This is a genomic window from Streptomyces amritsarensis, assembly GCF_001953875.1.
Lineage (GTDB): Bacteria > Actinomycetota > Actinomycetes > Streptomycetales > Streptomycetaceae > Streptomyces > Streptomyces amritsarensis.
This window is the reverse complement of the sequence record NZ_MQUR01000067.1, coordinates 1-18,147: the sequence shown is the minus strand read 5'-3', so window position 1 is coordinate 18,147 and position 18,147 is coordinate 1. Positions and strand designations below refer to the sequence as shown.

At 73.1% G+C, this 18,147-nt stretch carries 14 protein-coding genes; 8 read left to right on the top strand and 6 right to left on the bottom strand.

Annotated elements, in window-relative coordinates:
* Nucleotides 1-41: 41 nt before the first annotated feature.
* Entirely contained in the window at nucleotides 42-2,630 is a 2,589-nt protein-coding gene (locus tag AVW11_RS24765; RefSeq protein WP_076045999.1) for a bifunctional FO biosynthesis protein CofGH, read from the bottom strand.
* A gap of 40 nt (nucleotides 2,631-2,670) precedes the next feature.
* Nucleotides 2,671-3,453 (bottom strand): SDR family oxidoreductase, encoded by a 783-nt coding sequence (locus AVW11_RS24760; RefSeq protein WP_076045997.1) that lies wholly within the window; start codon nucleotides 3,451-3,453, stop codon nucleotides 2,671-2,673.
* A gap of 288 nt (nucleotides 3,454-3,741) precedes the next feature.
* Here AVW11_RS24760 and AVW11_RS24755 point away from each other — a divergent pair, with 288 nt between their 5' ends.
* The 4 genes from AVW11_RS24755 to AVW11_RS24740 all read left to right on the top strand — a co-directional run bounded on the left by AVW11_RS24755 (nucleotide 3,742) and on the right by AVW11_RS24740 (nucleotide 8,178).
* Nucleotides 3,742-5,067, top strand: a complete 1,326-nt coding sequence (locus AVW11_RS24755; RefSeq protein WP_076046019.1) for a diacylglycerol/lipid kinase family protein — start codon at nucleotides 3,742-3,744, stop codon at nucleotides 5,065-5,067.
* A gap of 143 nt (nucleotides 5,068-5,210) precedes the next feature.
* The gene (locus tag AVW11_RS24750; RefSeq protein ID WP_078094457.1) at nucleotides 5,211-5,456 is read left to right on the top strand and encodes an amphi-Trp domain-containing protein; all 246 of its coding nucleotides are present in this window, start codon (nucleotides 5,211-5,213) and stop codon (nucleotides 5,454-5,456) included.
* A gap of 623 nt (nucleotides 5,457-6,079) precedes the next feature.
* Entirely contained in the window at nucleotides 6,080-6,589 is a 510-nt protein-coding gene (locus AVW11_RS24745) for a hypothetical protein (protein WP_060179502.1), read from the top strand.
* A gap of 719 nt (nucleotides 6,590-7,308) precedes the next feature.
* Nucleotides 7,309-8,178, top strand: coding sequence for a hypothetical protein (locus tag AVW11_RS24740; RefSeq protein WP_076045995.1), 870 nt, complete (start codon nucleotides 7,309-7,311; stop codon nucleotides 8,176-8,178).
* 94 nt (nucleotides 8,179-8,272) lie between these two features.
* Here AVW11_RS24740 and AVW11_RS24735 read toward each other — a convergent pair whose 3' ends face one another.
* From AVW11_RS24735 to AVW11_RS24725, 3 genes are all read right to left on the bottom strand, one after another.
* On the bottom strand, nucleotides 8,273-8,482 hold the full coding sequence (locus tag AVW11_RS24735; RefSeq protein WP_030845059.1) for a DUF397 domain-containing protein: 210 nt from the start codon (nucleotides 8,480-8,482) through the stop codon (nucleotides 8,273-8,275).
* A 200-nt stretch (nucleotides 8,483-8,682) separates the two neighbouring features.
* Entirely contained in the window at nucleotides 8,683-9,567 is an 885-nt protein-coding gene (locus AVW11_RS24730) for a helix-turn-helix domain-containing protein (protein WP_076045993.1), read from the bottom strand.
* 281 nt (nucleotides 9,568-9,848) lie between these two features.
* The gene (locus AVW11_RS24725; RefSeq protein WP_030845063.1) at nucleotides 9,849-10,583 is read right to left on the bottom strand and encodes a GOLPH3/VPS74 family protein; all 735 of its coding nucleotides are present in this window, start codon (nucleotides 10,581-10,583) and stop codon (nucleotides 9,849-9,851) included.
* A gap of 185 nt (nucleotides 10,584-10,768) precedes the next feature.
* On the opposite strand from AVW11_RS24725, the gene AVW11_RS38590 reads away from it, so the two are divergent.
* The 4 genes from AVW11_RS38590 to AVW11_RS24705 all read left to right on the top strand — a co-directional run bounded on the left by AVW11_RS38590 (nucleotide 10,769) and on the right by AVW11_RS24705 (nucleotide 17,139).
* Nucleotides 10,769-13,207 (top strand): D-alanyl-D-alanine carboxypeptidase family protein, encoded by a 2,439-nt coding sequence (locus AVW11_RS38590; RefSeq protein ID WP_076045991.1) that lies wholly within the window; start codon nucleotides 10,769-10,771, stop codon nucleotides 13,205-13,207.
* A gap of 241 nt (nucleotides 13,208-13,448) precedes the next feature.
* Entirely contained in the window at nucleotides 13,449-15,338 is a 1,890-nt protein-coding gene (locus AVW11_RS24715) for an MFS transporter (protein WP_420856397.1), read from the top strand.
* A 94-nt stretch (nucleotides 15,339-15,432) separates the two neighbouring features.
* The gene (locus AVW11_RS24710) at nucleotides 15,433-15,636 is read left to right on the top strand and encodes a hypothetical protein (protein WP_225884808.1); all 204 of its coding nucleotides are present in this window, start codon (nucleotides 15,433-15,435) and stop codon (nucleotides 15,634-15,636) included.
* A 174-nt stretch (nucleotides 15,637-15,810) separates the two neighbouring features.
* Nucleotides 15,811-17,139: a sensor histidine kinase gene (locus tag AVW11_RS24705; RefSeq protein ID WP_076046018.1), complete on the top strand. Its 1,329-nt coding sequence runs from the start codon at nucleotides 15,811-15,813 to the stop codon at nucleotides 17,137-17,139.
* Here AVW11_RS24705 and AVW11_RS24700 read toward each other — a convergent pair.
* Complete coding sequence (locus AVW11_RS24700; RefSeq protein ID WP_076045989.1) at nucleotides 17,042-17,893, bottom strand: nitroreductase/quinone reductase family protein; 852 nt, start codon at nucleotides 17,891-17,893, stop codon at nucleotides 17,042-17,044. The genes AVW11_RS24705 and AVW11_RS24700 overlap by 98 nt on opposite strands.
* Nucleotides 17,894-18,147 lie beyond the last annotated feature (254 nt).

Below are 18,147 nucleotides of genomic sequence, written 5' to 3'. Positions count from 1 at the left end.
AGGGGGCCCGGGCCCAGGGCCTCGGACCCCCTCCGCCGCGCTCAGTCCAGCACGGGCAGCAGCTCCGGCAGGTGCCCGTCCGAGGCGAGGGCCGCCCGCTGCCGCTCCTGCGGCACCTCCCCGTACAGCGTCGTACGGGGCTTCGCGGGCCGTCCCGCCGCCTCGGCGACCGCCACCAGGTCCCGGACCGACTTGTACGAGCCGTAACCCGACCCGGCCATCCGGGAGATGGTCTCTTCCATCAACGTCCCGCCCAGGTCGTTCGCCCCGGAGCGGAGCATCTCGGCCGCGCCCTCGCTGCCCAGCTTCACCCAGCTCGTCTGGATGTTGGGGATGTGCGGGTGCAGCAGGATCCGGGCCATCGCCGTCACCGCACGGTTGTCGCGCACCGTCGGGCCGGGCCGGGAGATGCCCGCCAGGTACACGGGAGCGTTGGTGTGGATGAACGGGAGCGTCACGAACTCCGTGAAGCCGCCCGTCTCCTGCTGGATCCGGGCCAGCGTGCGGAAGTGGCCGAGCCAGTGCCGGGGCTGGTCCACGTGCCCGTACATCATCGTGGACGAGGAGCGGATCCCCAGCTCGTGCGCGGTGGTGACGACGTCGATCCAGTCCGCCGCCGGCAGCTTGCCCTTGGTCAGGACCCAGCGCACCTCGTCGTCCAGGATCTCCGCCGCCGTCCCCGGGATCGAGTCCAGGCCGGCTTCCTTGGCCGCCGTCAGCCAGTCCCGTACGGACATGCCCGTGCGGGTCGCGCCGTTGACGACCTCCATCGGCGAGAAGGCGTGCACGTGCATCCCCGGCACCCGCTGCTTTACCGCCCGCGCGATGTCGAAGTACGCCGTCCCCGGCAGGTCCGGGTGGATGCCGCCCTGCATGCACACCTCGACCGCGCCGACGTCCCAGGCCTGGGCGGCCCGGTCGGCGACCTGGTCGAGGGAGAGGGTGTAGGCGTCGGCGTCGGTGCGGCGCTGCGCGAAGGCGCAGAAACGGCAGCCGGTGTAGCAGACGTTGGTGAAGTTGATGTTCCGCGTGACGATGTAGGTGACGTCGTCGCCCACCACCGACCGGCGCAGGTCGTCGGCGATCCGGCACAGGGCGTCGAGGGCCGGCCCGTCCGCGTGCAGCAGCGCGAGCGCCTGCGCGTCGGTCAGCTTCTCCGGGTCGTCGGCGGCCTGCGCGAGGGCGGCGCGTACGTCGGTGTCGATGCGCTCGGCCACCATGCCGGGGGCCGCGGCCTCGCGCAGCGCGTCCCAGTCGCCGTAGACGTGGTCGAAGTCCTCGCGCCGGTCGGCGGTGCGGCCCTCGGTGTCGATGGTGGCGTGCAGGTCCGTACGCCCGGTGCCGGCGCCGTACGCGGCGAAGCCCTCGTCGGGCTCCTGCCACGGGCGGCCCTCGACGACGGCCCCCTCGTCGGCCAGGCCGGTCTCCGCATCGGCCAGCGCCCGTACGTGCGGCAGCAGCCGCGGGTCCAGCCAGGGCTCGCCGCGCCGGAGGAACTCCGGGTAGATCGTGAGGCGTTCGCGCAGCTGGAAGCCGGCGGCCGCGGTCCGCGCGGCCAGCTCCTCGATGTGCGGCCAGGGGCGTTCGGGGTTGACGTGGTCGGGGGTCAGCGGCGACACGCCGCCCCAGTCGTCGATGCCCGCGCCGATGAGCAGGGCGTACTCGGAGTCCACCAGGTTCGGCGGGGCCTGGATGCGGGCGCTCGGGCCCAGGATGTGGCGGGCGACGGCGATCGCGGCGGCCAGCTCCTCCAGCTCCGCGTCCGGCATGCCGCGCATGGCGGTGTCCGGCTTGGCGCGGAAGTTCTGGACGATGACCTCCTGGATGCCGTGGTAGCTGCGCTGGATGCGGCGCAGCTCGAAGAAGGCCTCGGCGCGCTCCTCGTAGGACTCGCCGATGCCGATCAGGACGCCGGTGGTGAAGGGGACGTTGGAGCGCCCCGCGTCCTCCAGGACGCGCAGCCGCAGGGCCGGTTCCTTGTCGGGGGAGCCGTGGTGGGGTCCGCCGGGCTCGGACCACAGGCGGGTGGCGGTGGTCTCCAGCATCATGCCCATGGACGGGGCGACGGGCTTGAGGCGTTGCAGCTCCGACCACGACATGACGCCGGGGTTGAGGTGCGGCAGCAGCCCCGTCTCCTCCAGGACCCGGATCGCCATGGCGCGGACGTAGGCCAGGGTGTCGTCGTAGCCGTGCGCGTCGAGCCACTCGCGGGCCTCGGGCCAGCGGTCCTCGGGGCGGTCGCCGAGGGTGAAGAGGGCCTCCTTGCAGCCCATCGCCGCACCCCGGCGGGCGATGTCGAGGACCTCGTCGGGGGAGAGGTACATCCCGTGCCCGCTCCTGCGGAGCTTGCCGGGGACGGTGACGAAGGTGCAGTAGTGGCACTTGTCGCGGCACAGGCGGGTGAGGGGGATGAAGACCTTGCGCGAGTACGTGATGACGCCGGGCCGCCCGGCGGCGGCGAGCCCGGAGTCCCTGACACGGGCGGCGGACGCGGCGAGGTCCCGGAGGGCCTCGCCGCGCGCCTGGAGGAGCACGGCCGCCTCGGCCGCGTCGAGCGCGACACCGTCTCGGGCCCGTCGCAGCGCGCGGCGCATCGCGTTTTCGGTCGGAGCCTCACTCGGAGTGGTCATGGGGCGAGCATACGATCCGACGTCCCGGCGCAGGAGTGGGTCATCTCATGAACTCACCGGCGTTGACCAGCAGTGATTGGCCGGTAATCGCCCGGGCGCGGTCGGAGGCGAGGAAGACGGCGGCGTCGGCGACGTCCCCGTCGGTGGCGAGGTCGGGGAGCGCCATGCGCCGGGTGAGGCGGGCGTGGACCTCGGCCTCGGGGACGTTCTCGGTGTGGGCGGTGAAGGTGACGAAGGCCTGAACGGGCGGGCCCCACATCCAGCCGGGCAGCACGGTGTTGACGCGGATCCGGTGCGGGCCGAGCTCGCGGGCCATGGAGTACATGGCGGAGGTCAGCGCCCCCTTGGAGGCGGCGTACGCGGCCTGCTGCACCTCGTTGGGCGCGGCGACGGCGGACTGCGTCCCGATGATGACCACTGACCCGCCCCGCTCCTTGAGGGCGGGCAGGCAGGCACGGGTCATGCGCAGGGTGCCCAGCAGGTTGACGTCGATGATCTGCTGCCAGGTGCCGAAGTCGGCGTCCTCCAGGCCGCCGAAGTACGAGTCCCAGGCGGCGACGTGCACGACGGCGTCGACGCCCCCGAACCGCTCCACGGCCAGGGCGGCGAGGGCCTCGCACTGCGCCTCGTCGGTGATGTCGGTCGGGCGGTGCGCGGTGTGGGCGCCGTCGGGGTCGATCTCGGCGGCGGATTTGGCGAGATGGGCCTCGGTCCGCGCCCCGAGCACGGCGTTCCCGCCGTCGCGGACGACGGCGGCGGCCACCTGATGCCCGAGCCCGGCCCCGACACCGGAGACGATGACGGTCTTCCCTCGCAACAGCACGGCGTACCTCCAGGCGGATGCGGCCACATCTGACGACCCGTCAGGCTAGGGCGCGCCCGCCCCCATGGGAAGGGGCGCGCACCGCCGGCGGGCCGGGCCCGTGCCCGGAGGCCGGGGATCCGCCCGAGCACCCGGCCCGCTACGGCCCGGACGGGCGCGCGCGTGTCCGGGCCGTCGACCGGCTCGTCCGCGTCGACGGTCGGAGGTGTTCGGGGGATGATCGGATGGGAAACGCATCCGGCGGGGACGATCCACCGCGCCGGGACCTGGTCGGAGGACGTGAGGACCATGTCGCTCTCGCACCCTGCCGGCGCGCCCCCGCGCGCCCGGCTGCTCGCCCTGCTGGCGCTGGTGTGCGCGCTCGCGGCGGTGGTGGTGCTGGTCGCGGCCGGCGAGGGCGGCGGGCTGATCGTCATCGCGGTCGGGGTGGCCGGCGCGGCGCTCACCGCCGTGGGCACCTGGTGGGTGGTCGCCCACCGCGGGCCGGTCCGGCTGGCCGGGACCGTGCTGGCCGTGGCCGCGCCGGTCGCCATCCTCGTCATCTACGCCCGGGCCGACCTGTGGCCCACGGCGCTGGCCGCCATCGTGCTGTGGGCGGTCGCCGTGGGGTGCGCGCGGACGGCGCTGCGCGCGGCCCGGCCACCCGCCGGCATGCGGCCGGTCGCCGCCGACCGCCCCCGGCACCCCGTGCTGATCATGAACCCGAAGTCCGGCGGCGGGAAGGTCGGCCGCTTCGGCCTCGTCGAGAAGGCCGAGGCGCTCGGCGCCCGCGTGGTGCTGCTCGACACCGAGGTCGTCACGGACGTCGCCGCCATCGCCCGCCGGGCGGTCGCCGAGGGGGCGGACCTGCTCGGGGTGGCCGGCGGCGACGGCACCCAGGCCCGGGTGGCCGAGGTGGCGGCCGAGCACGGCCTGCCGTTCCTGGTGATCTCCGCCGGCACCAGGAACCACTTCGCCATGGACCTCGGCCTGGACCGCGAGGACCCGGCCCGGTGCCTGGACGCGCTCGCGGACGGGGAGGAACTCAGGATCGACCTGGGCTTCGTGGGCGGCCGCGCCTTCGTGAACACGGCCTCGTTCGGCGTCTACGCGGAGGTCGTGCAGCGCCCCGAGTACCGGGACGCCAAGGCGGACTCGGCGCTGAACGCACTGCCCGACCTGCTGCTCGGCTACGCCGGCCACCCCCTCGACGCGACGGCCGACGGGACGCGCCTGGAGGGCCAGCAGGCACTGCTGGTCAGCAACAACCCCTACTCGTCCCCCGAGCCGATGGCCGTGGGCGCACGCCGGGCCCGCCTCGACCTCGGCGTACTGGGCGTCGTCGGCATCCGGGTGAACAACGCGGCCCAGGCGGCGGACGTCGCTCTGCGGGGCGCGCGGGCGGCGGGCCTGCACGTCCTGACCTCCCGGCAGGTCGTCATCGGCTCGCAGGCCGAGAGCATCCCGGTCGCCGTGGACGGGGAGGCCCTGACCCTGCCGACACCCGTCACCTGCTCCATCCGCCCGGGCGCCCTGCGCGTACGGGTGCCCGCAGGCCGGCCCGGCGCCCCGGTGGGCGGCCCGCCCATGGAATGGCGCGACGTCCTCGCGCTGGCCCTCGACCGGCTGCGGTGACGGCGAGGCGGGACGGCCCCGGGATGCCCGGCCTCCGCTGCGGCGCCACAATGAGCCTTACCCGGTACATACCGGTGCGTCCCGTTGGACCCCGGTACACCCCGGTGCGGGTCCCGCTGGTCGTGCGCGGATAGGAGACAGCCGTGAAGGACCTGAAGTTCGAGCAGAAGAGTTCCCTTACGCGCCTCGAGGCCGCCGATCAGCTCGCCGCGCTCGCGGAGGCGCTGCGGCACGGCGGCAACGCCGAACTGGAACTCGGCCCCGGGACGATGAGCCTGCGGGTCCCCGACGAACTCAGGACCGAGATCGAGGTCGAGGTCGGCGACGGCGAGATCGAGATGGAGATCGAGCTCAAGTGGCCCACCACCCGGTCCGGAGCCGCGTCGTAGTGGCCCCGGCCGACAACCAGGAGCCCGGCCAGGAGCCCGGCGCCGGGCCCGGCCGGGGCCAAGCGCCGGAGCCCGTCCGGGGGAGCGGCCCCGGGCCCGGCCAGGAGAGCGTTCCCGGGCCCGTCCGGGACCCCGGCCCCGGGCCCGTCCGAGGCGAAGGTCCGGAGCCCGTCCGGAAACCCGGCCAGAAGCCCGGCCCCGGGCCCGTCCGGGAGCCTGTTCGGGAGAGCGGTCCCGGGCCCGCTCGGGGCCAAGGCCCGGAGCCCGTCCGGGGGAGTGGCCAGGGGCCCGACCGGGAGGGCGGTCTCGGGCCCGTTCGGGGTGAAGGTCCGGAGCCTGGCCAGGAGCCCGTCCGGGAGCCTGGCCAGGAGCCCCTCCGGGAGCCCATCCCGGAGCCCGGCCGGGAGCCCGGCCAGGAGCCCGGCCCCGGGCCCGTCCGGGAGCCCGGCCCCGGGCCCGTCCGGGAGCCCGGTGCCGGGCCCGGCCGGGAGCCTGCCCGGGAGAGCGGTCCCGGATCCGTTCGGGGTCAAGGTCCGGAGCCCATCCGGGAGAGCGGCCAGGGGGTCGGCCCGGAGCGCGGGCCGGCGCGAGGGTCCCGCCCGGAGGCCGCACGGCAGCCCGCCCTGGAGGAGGCTTCGTACGCGGCTCCGGCAGTCGCTTCGGACGAGGTCCGGGGTGACTACACGGGCGCCGTCTACGGCTCGCTGCTCGCCGCCTCCGTCGTCGTCGGCGCCGGGACGCTCGGCTCGTTCCCGAGGCTGCAGCTCATCGCGCTGCTGCTGGGCACCGGCGTCGTCTTCTGGGCCTCGCACGTCTTCGCCCGCCTCTTCGGCGCCCGCATGGTGAGCCGGCTGAGCTGGACTACCGTCCGCCGTACGGCCCGGGAGGAACGCCCGATCATCGAGGCGGCCGTGCCGCCCGCCGCCGCCGCGGCCGTCGCCCCGCTGCTCGGTCTGGGACCGCAAGGCATCGCATGGCTGGCGCTCCTGGTCGCCCTGGCCGGGCAGATCGGCTGGGCGACCCTGGCCGCCCGACGCGCCGGCGCCTCCCGCCGCCTGATGCTGGTCGCCGGAGCCATCAACCTCTTCCTCGGGCTGCTCATCGTGCTGCTCAAGGTCGGGCTCCAGCACTGACATCCCGCGGCGCAGCGCCGCACTCCGCCGTCGTGTGCCCGTGTGCCAAGCCCGCCCTCGGCAGGGCCGTCGCGTCGGGGACCCGCCGGGAGCCGGGCCCACACGAACATCCCGCCCGCCCTCGGGCTCCCGGCGCAGTCCGCCGACAGGATCCGGCTCCGGGCACTGTGCAGGGCGTCGCGCCGCTCGCGGTACGCGATGTGCACGGCGGCCATGTGCGCGTCCAGGTCCACCGTGGAGGTGTGCAGGTCCGCCGCCTGCTGCGCCACCCCGCGGCCCGCAGGAGCGCCGTGGCGCACGCAGTCGGCCCAGGCGCCGCCCCGGCGGGTGGCCGGCGGGCCACGCGACCTCCCGGCCCTCGTACCGCAGGTCCCCGTACGGGTGGCCCTCCACCAGCCACAGGCCGAGCCCGGCCGCGATCTGCGCGACCGCGGCCCGTCGGGCCGCCGGCAGGGTGCGACCCTCTCCTCGCCGCAGGGCATGGGCACCACCCGCGCTCCCGCCGGCCCGAAGCACCGGATGATGAGGGCGAGGGCCCGCTGGGAGCCGGACGGGGCGAGCACGACGGCCGCGCGGAGCTCCGGCGCGCCCTCGGGCACGGGAACTCCTCGGGGAGACGGGTGCGCGTGGATCTGCCGAGGGGTGGACGCCGGCCACCCGGACACCCCGACTCCGCCCGCCCCCTCCCCACCTGACGCTGCATCAGTTAGACCGTTCCCATGACGACAGGAGAGCAGGACCCACGGCAGGACCCACGGCAGGACACCCGCGTCGACGACTACGCCGCGCTGGCGGCGGTCGGCCCCTACGGCGTCCGCCCCGGCCACGCGCTGATCACCATGGTGGAGCCGCACCCGGGCCACGAGTACGCGTACAACCGCTGGTACGAGGACGACCACTACTACGCGGGCGCCATGGCCATGCCGTGGATGTACGCGGGCCGCCGCTGGGTGGCCACCCGTGACCTCCAGGAGCTGCGCTACCCGGAGAAGTCGGCCGTCGCCCAGCCGGTCACCGCCGGCTGCTACCTGTCGACGTACTGGGTCACCGCGGGGCGCTACGACGAGCACATGAAGTGGACCGTCGGCATCAACAAGCGGCTCAACCGCGACGGGCGCGTCTACCAGGACCGGACCCACGTTTTCACGGCCTTCCAGGACCACGCGGCCACGGTCTACCGCGACGGCGCCGCCGGCCCGCGGGACTACCACGCCCTCGACCACCCCTACGCGGGGCTGGTCATGCAGGTGGTCGACGCCGACGGCCCGCACCGGCGGGCCGAGTTGCTGGAGTGGCTGCGCTCGCGCGCCCTGTCGAGGCGGCTGCACGGGTCCCCGGCGGCGATGGTGACCGTCTTCCGGCCGACACCGCTGCCCGGTGACCGGATGACGTACGTCAAGCAGGTGGAGGGGGTCGACACCCGCCTCACGCTGCTGTGGTTCCTGGAGCAGGACCCCCGCACCTGCTGGGACCGCTTCCAGGGGCTGGACGCGGAGGTCGCGGAGGCGGGCCTGGGCCGGGTGGAGCTCGTGGCCCCGTTCATCCCGACGGTGCCGGGGACGGACCGGTACGTCGACCGGTTGCGCTGACGCGGGCATGGCCGAGCCCCCTCGGCCAAGACGGCGGGTCGGTCGAGAGGGCTCAAGGCAATGCCGGCGGGACGCGCGGGACGCGTCGTGATCTTCAGGCGAGGCGTCCCAGCCGGCCTTCGGTGACGTCGGTGACGAAGGAGGTCCACGAGCCGGGCGCGAAGGTGAGGGACGGGCCGTCCTGCACCTTCGAGTCACGCACGGCGATCGCCTCCATGACGGGGGACTTGACCTCGACGCAGGCGCCGTTGGCGGAGTAGGAGGACTTGACCCAGTTGTCGGTGGCGCCCTGGCGAATAGCCATGTTTCTCTCCGGTGAGCGAGTAGTTCCGGTGTCTTGTCGGCCATTTCCGGCTGACCTGATCGACGCTACCCGCAGCTCCTGACGGGTGAAGGAGGCATTCACCCGACCGAGTGGCATATTCCATTCAAGCCTTCTGTGGCCGGGGATCGACGGTGTACGGTGCCCCGTCCCCTCACCCGCCGGTCCCCTGCGCCACAGGACTATTCAACCTTTTCGGCATATTCGTTGATGATCTGCGAGATGAACTCCTGTGTCTTGTCGACCCCCAGAGCCTGGGCGCGCAGGTGCTCGTACATCACGCTGTACTTCTGGACGTCGTTGGCCTTCTCCAGGTACAGGTCGCTGGTGACACCCTCGATGTAGACGACCGTCGAGTCGGACGCGTCCGGGAACTCCAGGATCGCGTACTGGCCGTTCACGCCGGGGTGCGCGCCCAGCTCGAAAGGCATCACCTGCACCGTGACGTGCGGCTGCTCCGACTGCTCTATCAAGTATTCGAGCTGCCGGATCATCAACTGGGCGTCGCCCACGTGCCGGCGCAGCGCCGCCTCGTCGATCACCGCCCACAGCCGCAGCGGACCGAGGTCCGGGTTGTTGTTCTCCGTCTCGGACAGACGTTTCTGCCGGTGCATTCTGACCTGGACCCGTTTGTCCACATCGGCCGGGGCGGTCTCCGGCCACGCGCCCCGTACGAGGGCCTGCGCGTATTCCGTGGTCTGGAGCAGGCCCGGGATCACCAGCGGCTCGTACGTGCGCAGGCTGGCGGCATCGGTCTCCAGCCCGATGTACACGCTGTACGGGATGTCGCCGAAGGCGTGCCACCAGCCCTGCTGGCGGGAGTCCTTCGCCATCTGCATGAGGGAGTCGATGAGCCGGCGGTCCTCGACCTCGTACACGTCGCACAGGTCGCGGACGTCGCGCTGGCTGATGGAACGGCGGCCGTTCTCCAGTCGGCTGATCTTCGACTGGGAGACGAGGAGGCGTTCGGCGACCTGTTCGGCCGTCATGCCCTTGTCCTCGCGGAGCTTGCGCAGCTCCATTCCCAGTCGGCGGCGTCGGACGGTGGGATTGACATTGGACGCCACGTGAACGGCACCTCCGCCTTCTTCTGTCGTGCAGTGTCTCTCTGCGTGTCTGATGTTCAGCAGACTGCCACCGAAGCGGGCGGCGCCGCTGGGGAACGGCAGGGAAAACACGGACGCGCGGGACGGCGGAGCCGGCGNNGCGCCGGGGCCCCCGGACCGGATCCTCGCGGATGCCGGTCCCGGCGGTGGTGTTGCTCTGCGGTGGTGCGGTGGTGCGGCGATGCGGTGGTGGAGCGGTGCAACGGGGACCCGGGAACCGTCCGGGCCTCACCGGGGGTGGATCAGTGCGCGGGCACGCGTGCCATCGCTCCTGTGCGGCGCGGCTGCAACGGGACGCCGCCCGCCGCGGGCCGGGCCTGCGGTGCCGGCGCGCGGTCCCGGCGTGGCTGAGCGGCCACACCGTTCTGGACGTCCATCACGGCGTGCGCCACGAGTCCGCCCATCGGGTCGTGCCTGATCAGGTCCCGCAGCCGGGACCTGGACGAGCGACCCTCGTTGCCCGGGTACAGGTGCTTGCCGAGTCCGACCGCGTGGGCCAGCGCAGCGAGCGCCGCGGTCCGCGGGTCCGGCGGTACGCCGGTGCGGATCGCACTGTCGAGCCGGGCTCGGATCTCCCGGCTGATCTCCGTGTCCGTCGCCTGGTAGCGAGTCGTCGGCAACACTCCGCACATCTGTCCCGCGACGGCGTGGACCATGCCGCAGCGCTCGAGGTGCGCGAGGTAAATCTGACGAAGCCCCAGCCGGGGTCCGCCGATCCAGTGGACGGCCCGTACCGGGCTGCCGCGCCTGCGCAGCAGTTCCAGTGCGGAGTCCAGAGTCGGATCTCCTGTCGGCCGTGGCATCACCACGGCGATACGATCCCCATCAGGGGCTATCCGTCCTGCCAGAGCCAGCTCCACTAGCTGTGCCCCGGCCAGGCCGAGGTCGAGCGACTGCGGCTGCGCCGTGGTACCCGTGGCCGGGTCCAAGGCGAGCAGCAGAAGCTCCTCCGGAATTGTTCTGCGGCTCCTGCCCATCCATGCCTCCCCGCGTGGATGAGTGACAGGGTGACGCCTCTCACATTCATCTGTCGAGAGCGCGTGGCCGCTTTGTGGGGGAACCCGCAGCTATGTCGTTCTCGTCTGGCACGGGGGCGATGCTCCCGAGACGGGACACTGTTAGACATTCGGACAGCCGAACGTGGCGGCGATGAGGAGGAGCGGTGGCGGGCGAGTCCCCCGACAAGTCGGTAGATGAAGGAACGCCGGGGGCGGCGGAGTCGTCCGCGGAGCACGACCCGAGGCTCTCGGTGCTCCGGCCGAGGGAATCCGAGGACGGTGCCGTCGCCCGTGCGGGCGACAAGGGTGCCGAGGCCGAGGTCGAGGTCGAGGTCGAGGCTGAGACCGGTGCCGGTGGCGAGGCCGACCGGCAGGATCCGCTGCGCGAGGCCGTGGCGGCCTGGGTCGCCACGACGGCTGAGGAGCCGGAGGCCGCCGAGGCCGCCGACTCGGCGGCCTCGGCGAAGGCCGCTGCTCCTGGTTCCGCTTCCGCTTCGGACTCCGCTTCCGACTCCGACTCCGACTCCGCTTCGGATCCGGCTCCGGCTCCGGCCGGCAAGGCGGAGCCCGAGCCCGATTCGGCGGACAGCGGCCGTACGGCCGAGTTCCGTGGGGCGAAGCCCCGCTCCGCCGACGCGGAGGAGCCGCCGGCGCAGGCTGACGAACGCCCCGCCGCGTCCGGCCCCGCTGCCGCTGCCGCTGCCGCTGCGTCGAAGCCGTCGGCTGCCGCCGGTGAGCCGGTGGACAGTGAGCGTACGGCTGTGTTCCGTGCCGTGAGGCCGGGTTCGGAGGGCGCTGGGAAGTCCTCGGAGGGGCGGTCGGCTGCGTCTCGTGAGGCGGGTTCCGGTTCCGGTGCCGCGGCCGCTGCGTCGAAGCCGTCGGCTGCGGCCGGTGAGCCGGCCGACAGTGAGCGCACGGCCGTGTTCCGGGTGCCGAAGGTGGACGCGCTGAAGCCCGACGGCGGGCAGAAGTCGAAGCCCGCCGCCGTGAAGCCGGGCTCCGCTTCCCCTTCCGCTTCGGGCCAGGCCCCGGCGTCGGCCCCGGCCCCGGCCGAGGACAGCGAGCGCACCGCCGTCTTCCGCGCCCCGAAGCCGGCGGCGGCGCCGCGCCCCGACGCCCCCAAGGCCAGCACCTTCGTGCCGCTGCGCACCGACGGTGACGTTGCGACGGAGGTCAAGCCGAAGCCCCCGGTCCGCCCGACCCCGCCGACCCCGCCGGCCCCGTCGAGGCCGTCGGCCCCGGCGTCCGCCTCGACCGCCACCGAGCGCCTGGACCACAGCGACCGCAGCGAGCGGACCACCCAGCAGCCGCTGCCGCCCAAGCCGCCGCTCGACATGCTGGCGGACCTCACGAACAACCCGCCCCCGCCGCCGAGCCCCCTGCGCACCGCCGTCCGCCGGTTCAAGATCTACGCGCCGCTGGTCGTGCTCCTGGGGATCATCCTGGCCATCGTGCAGCTGGTACGCCCGCTGCCCCAGCCGAAGCTCGTGATGACCGCGAAGTCCTCGTACACCTTCGAGGGCGCGATGCCGCAGCTGCCCTGGCCCAGCGAGGGGCAGGCGTACATGGCGGCCGCCGGCCTCGGCACGCTCGGCCAGTCCGGCGAGCAGAAGCCGGTGCCGATCGCGAGCGTCACCAAGTCGATGACGGCCTACATCATCCTGCGCGACCACCCCATAAAGAAGGGTGAGCAGGGCGCGATGATCGACGTCGACAAGACGGCCGAGACCGAGGGCAAGAAGAACGACTCCGTCAACAACGAGTCCACCCTCGACACGGTGAAGGAGGGCGACAAGATCTCCGAATACGACGCGATCGCCGCCCTCATGATCCCGTCGGCCAACAACATCGCGCGGCTCCTCGCGCGCTGGGACTCCGGTTCCCAGGAGGCGTTCGTCAAGAAGATGAACGACACCGCCAAGGAACTCGGCATGACCAACACCACGTACACGGACCCCTCGGGTCTGGACGCGACCACGGTCAGCACCGCCGAGGACCAGGTCAAGCTGGGCCTGAAGCTGGTCGAGATCGAGACGCTGCTCGACATCACCAAGAAGCCGAACTGGGTCGACCCCTCCGGCAAGAGCTGGCGCAACTGGAACGGCCTGACCGGACCCAGCGGCGCGCTCGGCATCAAGACCGGTACGACGACGAAGGCGGGCGGAAACCTCCTCTTCGCCGCGCAGAAGAAGATCGGCAACACCAACCAGCTGATCGTGGGTGCCGTCCTCGGCCAGCACAAGCCGTCGATCATCGACACCGTGCTCGCCGCGAGCAAGCAGCTGATGGTCGGCACGCAGAAGGCCCTCGAAGGTGCCACCGTGGTGAAGAAGGGCGACGTCGTGGGCTACGTCGACGACGGGCTCGGCGGCCGGACGCCGGTGGTCGCCACCGCCGACGTGCAGGCCATCGGGTGGGCCTCGCTGACCGTGACCGTGAAGCTCGCGGACGGCGGTGGCGCGATGCCGCAGACCGCGAGGGCCGGCACCGAGGTCGGCGTGCTGACCGTCGGCGAGGGTGCCAGCCAGGTCAAGGTGCCGGTGGCACTGAAGAGCGACCTGGCCTCACCGGGCATCGGCAGCAAGCTGACGCGCATCGGCTGACCGCCGTCCGCGGCGTCCGCAGACGTCCGCAGTTGTACGCGCCCGTCCGGGCCCGTCCGCGCCCGCCGCGGACGGCGCGGCCACGAGCGCTGATCCGGCGCCCCGGGCAACCCCGGGGCGCCGGGGCGCGTCTAGCGAGTGTCCGCTCGGTCCCGCCGACCGGACGAGATCCGCAAGAGACGGCCGAGGGACCCGGGACGCCAGACGCGTGCCGGAGGGGATCCATGTTGGGAGTGCGGCAGTGACCACCGCTGAGCAGCAGGGCCGGCCCAGGGCAGCCATCCCGTCGCGGGACGGCGGCGGCCCCGGCCGTGGCGCCGTGCCGCCGCAGCAGTGGCCGCACGGGCAGCCCCGGCGGCGCACGCGCGCCCTCGATCCGCTGCGCCGGCACCCGGTGCTCGTCGCCACCCTGCTCGCCGCCGTCCTGCACGTCGTCTGGTTCTTCGCCTTCGCCAACAGCGGCGGCGACCTCGCCGCGCAGGACGCCTGGGCCGAGTTCGTGGGCCGGCATCCGGACTCGGCCTACAACCTCGCCTGGTACGGCGGCATGCACCCCGTCTCGTACAGCGTGGTCTCGCCGTACCTCATGCACATGCTCGGCGTGCGCACCACGATGATGATCGCGGGCACGGTCTCGGCCGGGCTGCTCGCCCTGATCCTGACCCGCTGCCGGGGAGCCGTACGCGAGCCGGTGTGGCCCGCCCTGGCCGGGGCGTACGGACTGTTCTGCAACGCGCTCTCCGGCCGGGTCACCTTCGGGCTGGGCGCGATGTTCGCCCTCGGCGCGGTCGCGGCGGTCTTCTGCTGGCCCCGCAAGTGGGCGCGGCGGCGCTGGGCCAAGGCCGCGGTGGCGGCCCCGCTGGCAGGGATCGCGACCGCCGCCAGTCCCGTCGCGGGCCTCTTCCTTGGGGTGATCGCGGCCGCGCTGTTCCTGAGCGGGCGGCGCCCGGGTGCGTACGCGCTCGGGCTGGCCCCGGTGGCCGTGGTCGGGCTGTCGGCCTGGCTCTTCCCGTTCTCGGGGACGCAGCCCATGAAGATCGGTTCGGCCGGGCTGCCGTTCCTGTTCGGGCTGCTGATCTTCCTCCTCGTGCCGCGGCGCTGGAAGACGGTCCGGATCGCCTCCGCGGTCTACGCCCTCGGGGTGTTCCTGACCTGGGTCGTCGACTCCCAGGTCGGATCGAACGTCACCAGGATGGTGATGCTGTTCGGCGGCGCCGTGCTGCTGGCGGCCCTCCCGTACGAGGTCCCGCGCTCGCGGCGCTGGTACGGGGTGCTGCTCGCGTTCGTCGGTCTGAACGCCTGGATCACCACCAACAGCATCACGGACATCGTCCGCACCACCCCGGTCGCCGCCTGGAACCGGGAGCTCGCCCCGCTCGTGGACCAGCTGCAGAAGGCGGGCGCCGACCGCGGCCGGGTCGAGGTCGTCCCCGTGAGCAGCCACCGGGAGTCCTCCGCGTTCCCGTCGTACGTGAACCTCGCGCGCGGCTGGAACCGGCAGGCCGACCTGGAGCGCAACCCGCTCTTCTACGACGACACCCTCACCGCCGACAGCTACCGGGCCTGGCTGGAGCGCTGGGCCGTGCACTATGTGGTGCTGCCCGCCGACAAACCCGACTCGGGTGGCGAGGACGAGGCGAAGCTGGTGCGTGCCGGGCTGCCGTACCTCCAGCAGGTGTGGGGCGACGCGAACTGGCGGCTCTTCAAGGTCGACACGCCGACGAATCTGGTGACGGGACCGGCCAGCGTGGTGCGGGCGGGCGCCGACCAGCTGGTCATCGACGCGAAGCAGGCCGGCCGGGTGCGGGTGCGGATCCCGCACTCGCCGTGGCTGGGGCTGGTGGACGGGGCGGGCAAGCCGGTTCCGCCGCCCCAGGAGACCGCCGGGTCCAAGGCCCGCGGGGCCGTGCCGAAGGAGTTCGCGAACACCGCGGGGTGCCTGTTCAAGGCGCTCCCGGACAGCGAGGGTGACGTGTGGACGGAGCTGCTGGTCCCGGCGCCGGGGGAGTACCGGGTGGCGGCGAAGTACCAGCTGCCGCGGGGCACGCCCTGCCCGGAGGAGATCGTCCAGGCGGCGCTGGGGACTCCGCAGCGTCCGGCCTCTTCACCGGCGTCCGGCTCGACTCCTTGATTTCTTTACGCTCCGGTCCGGGTGCGTTGCTCCGTATATATGCATACGATCCCAGTAGTCCGATTGGGTGCTTCCTGAGGGAGTTGACGACGGGATGAACAAAGAGCAGAAGCGGGACGTCCGGGCGGCCATCGCCAAGGCGCAGGAGGCTTCGCAGCCGCCGCGCCACCCGGGTCACGGCTTCGACGGTCCTGTACGGAGCAAGGTCAAGGGCGGACTGCACACCAAGGCCGCTCTCAAGCGGGCCGGCACTCCGCAGGGCGACCGCATCGGCGAACGCACCAGCGGCCTGAGCTGACCTCCAGGGGGTCACATCCGTGGTGGCGCAGCCCTTCCGGCTCCGGTCGGGAGGGCTTCGAGCATCCCACGGCGTAGGGCAGGGCATGATATGGCCGGATCTGGCGGGATCCGGCCGGATCCCGCCGCTCGCCCGCCCGGGCGGGCGCATTACCGTGACCTGACCATGAACGAGATGCAGCGCAGAGCGCGGCTGCGGCCGCGCCTGCGGCTGCCCGCCTGGACCTCGACCCTGACCTGGAAGGCCACGGTCTTCATCACCCTGATGTGCTGCGGGCTCGCCGCGCTGCTCGGCTGCCTGGTGCACGGCGCCATGACCCGCCAGACCGTGGGCACGGCGCGCGAGAAGGCCCTCACCAAGCTGGAGCGGACCGTCCAGGCGTACGAGACCGGTGCGCGCCTGCCCCGGGGGGAGGGCATCGACCCCGCGGGCCTGCCGCCCGGGCTGCACGCGCTGGCGCTCGACGGGAAGCGCGGCACGGCGGTCGGCAGCTACCGCGGCCGCCCGGTGATGTGGGCGGCCGCGCCCGCCGAGGACGGCACCGCGCTCGCCGTGTCCGTGGACTTCCGCGGCGCCGAGCGGACCATCGCCAACCTCGACCGGGCCATCCTCGGCTCCTCGGGCCTGGCCATCGCCGTCACCCTCCTCATCGGCGCGGTCGGCGTCACGCGGATCACCCGGCGCCTGCACGTGACCGCACAGGTGGCCCGCCGGATCAGCGCCGGCGACCTCGACGCCCGCGTCGGCGACAAGGCCCGCACCAAGGACGAGGTGGCGGCGGTCTCCCGGGCCCTGGACACCATGGCCTCGACGCTCCAGCGCAAGCTGGAGGCGGAGCAGCGCTTCACGGCGGACGTCGCCCACGAGCTCCGCACCCCGCTGACCGGCCTGAACGCGGCCGCCGAGCTCCTTCCGCCGGGCCGCCCGGCCGAGCTCGTACGGGACCGGGTGCAGGCGATGCGCTCGCTGACCGAGGACCTGCTGGAGATCTCCCGCCTGGACACGCGCAGCGAACGCGTGGAGCTGGACTCGCACGACCTCGCCGACCTGGCGGCCCGCACGATCCGCGCGTCCGGCACCGACACGGCCCTGACGGTGCTCGCCTCCCCGAGGGTGGAGACGGACCGGCGGCGCCTGGAGCGGATCCTGGGCAACCTCGTGGCCAATGCGCACAGCCACGGCGCCGCCCCGGTCACGGTCACGGTGGACGGCCCGACCGTGACGGTGACCGACGCGGGGCCGGGCTATCCGGAGTACCTGATCGAGGCCGGCCCGCAGCGGTTCCGTACGGAGGGCACGGGCAAGGGCCACGGGCTGGGCCTGACCATCGCCGTCGGCCAGGCCCGCGTCCTCGGCGCCACCCTCGCCTTCCGCAACCGGACCGAGGGCGGCGCCGAGGCCCGCGTCACCCTTCCAGAGCCCGCAGCACCGGCAGCAACTGCTCCTCCTCCCGATCGAGATGGGACTCCAACTCCCGGCTCATACGCTCGACGCGGCCGTTGAAGCCGTCGCCGGAGCCGTCGCCGGGCGGGTCCAGGGCGCGTACCAGCTCCTCCTGGAGCCGCGCGATGACGGCGTGCTCCGCGCCGACGCGGCGGAAGAACTCCCGCATGTGCGGATGCTGTTGCTCCAGGTACGGGAACAGCCCCGCGTCCTCGCTGCGGTGGTGGAACTCCAGCGTGTGGCAGAACGCCAGGCAGTGCTGGCGCAGTTGCAGCCCGAGCGAGGCCGCCCCGCCCTCCCGCGGACCCTCGCCCGCGAGCTCCCGTACGTGCGCCAGCTGCGCCCGCAGCCAGCCGTGCACGGCGAGCAGCTTGCCGGCGATCCCGCCCTCCTCCTCGGGGACCTCGTGCGTGCGCTGGAGGGCCACGACGGGTATCACCCGCGCGGTGCGCCCCTGGTACTCCCCGTAGCCGGGCTCCGCGCGGACGACCTGCGCGAACAGCTCGTCGCGCCGCGCGCCCGCGGCGGGCACGGCGACGGCCTCGTACTCCTCGGTCCCGGTCTCGACCTGCACGAGGGGGCGGGCGAGGAGGTTGTGGTACCAGGCGGGGTGCCGGTCGGCCCCGGCGGCGGACGCGACCACGAGCGGCGTGCCGCCGTCGTCGCGCAGGAACCCGAGGGGGACGGTGTGCGGCTTGCCGGACCTGGCGCCGGTGGTGGTGAGAAGGAGCAGCTCGGCCCCTTCGAAGGGCCCGCCGACCTTGCCGGCGTTGGCCCTGAACTCTGCGATGACGCTCTCGTTGAAAGATGACACGGGGTGTGGATGTCCTCACGTTGTGTGTGCGTGCGACGGCAGCGTTACAACCGAGGGAGATCACCCGTAGCCGGTGGCGTATGTGCCCATGGCCAGGTCCTTCACAAGCAGGTGCCTGCCCAACCACCGCCCGGCCCACATCTCAGTAGGCGGCGTCACGCGACACGGGCGCCATACAACCACAACGCGAAGAGGACCCCCAGCCGTTTTACGGCGGGAGGGCCTCGACTGTGCCCTCGGCAGGATTCGAACCT

Coding starts and splice junctions, on each gene's coding strand:
- AVW11_RS24705 (WP_076046018.1), top strand. CDS start 15,811: ATGCAGCGCAGAGCGCGGCTGCGGCCGCGCCTGCGGCTGCCCGCCTGG.
- AVW11_RS24710 (WP_225884808.1), top strand. CDS start 15,433: ATGAACAAAGAGCAGAAGCGGGACGTCCGGGCGGCCATCGCCAAGGCG.
- AVW11_RS24765 (WP_076045999.1), bottom strand. CDS start 2,630: ATGACCACTCCGAGTGAGGCTCCGACCGAAAACGCGATGCGCCGCGCG.
- AVW11_RS24740 (WP_076045995.1), top strand. CDS start 7,309: ATGACGACAGGAGAGCAGGACCCACGGCAGGACCCACGGCAGGACACC.
- AVW11_RS24735 (WP_030845059.1), bottom strand. CDS start 8,482: ATGGCTATTCGCCAGGGCGCCACCGACAACTGGGTCAAGTCCTCCTAC.
- AVW11_RS24755 (WP_076046019.1), top strand. CDS start 3,742: ATGTCGCTCTCGCACCCTGCCGGCGCGCCCCCGCGCGCCCGGCTGCTC.
- AVW11_RS24725 (WP_030845063.1), bottom strand. CDS start 10,583: ATGGGCAGGAGCCGCAGAACAATTCCGGAGGAGCTTCTGCTGCTCGCC.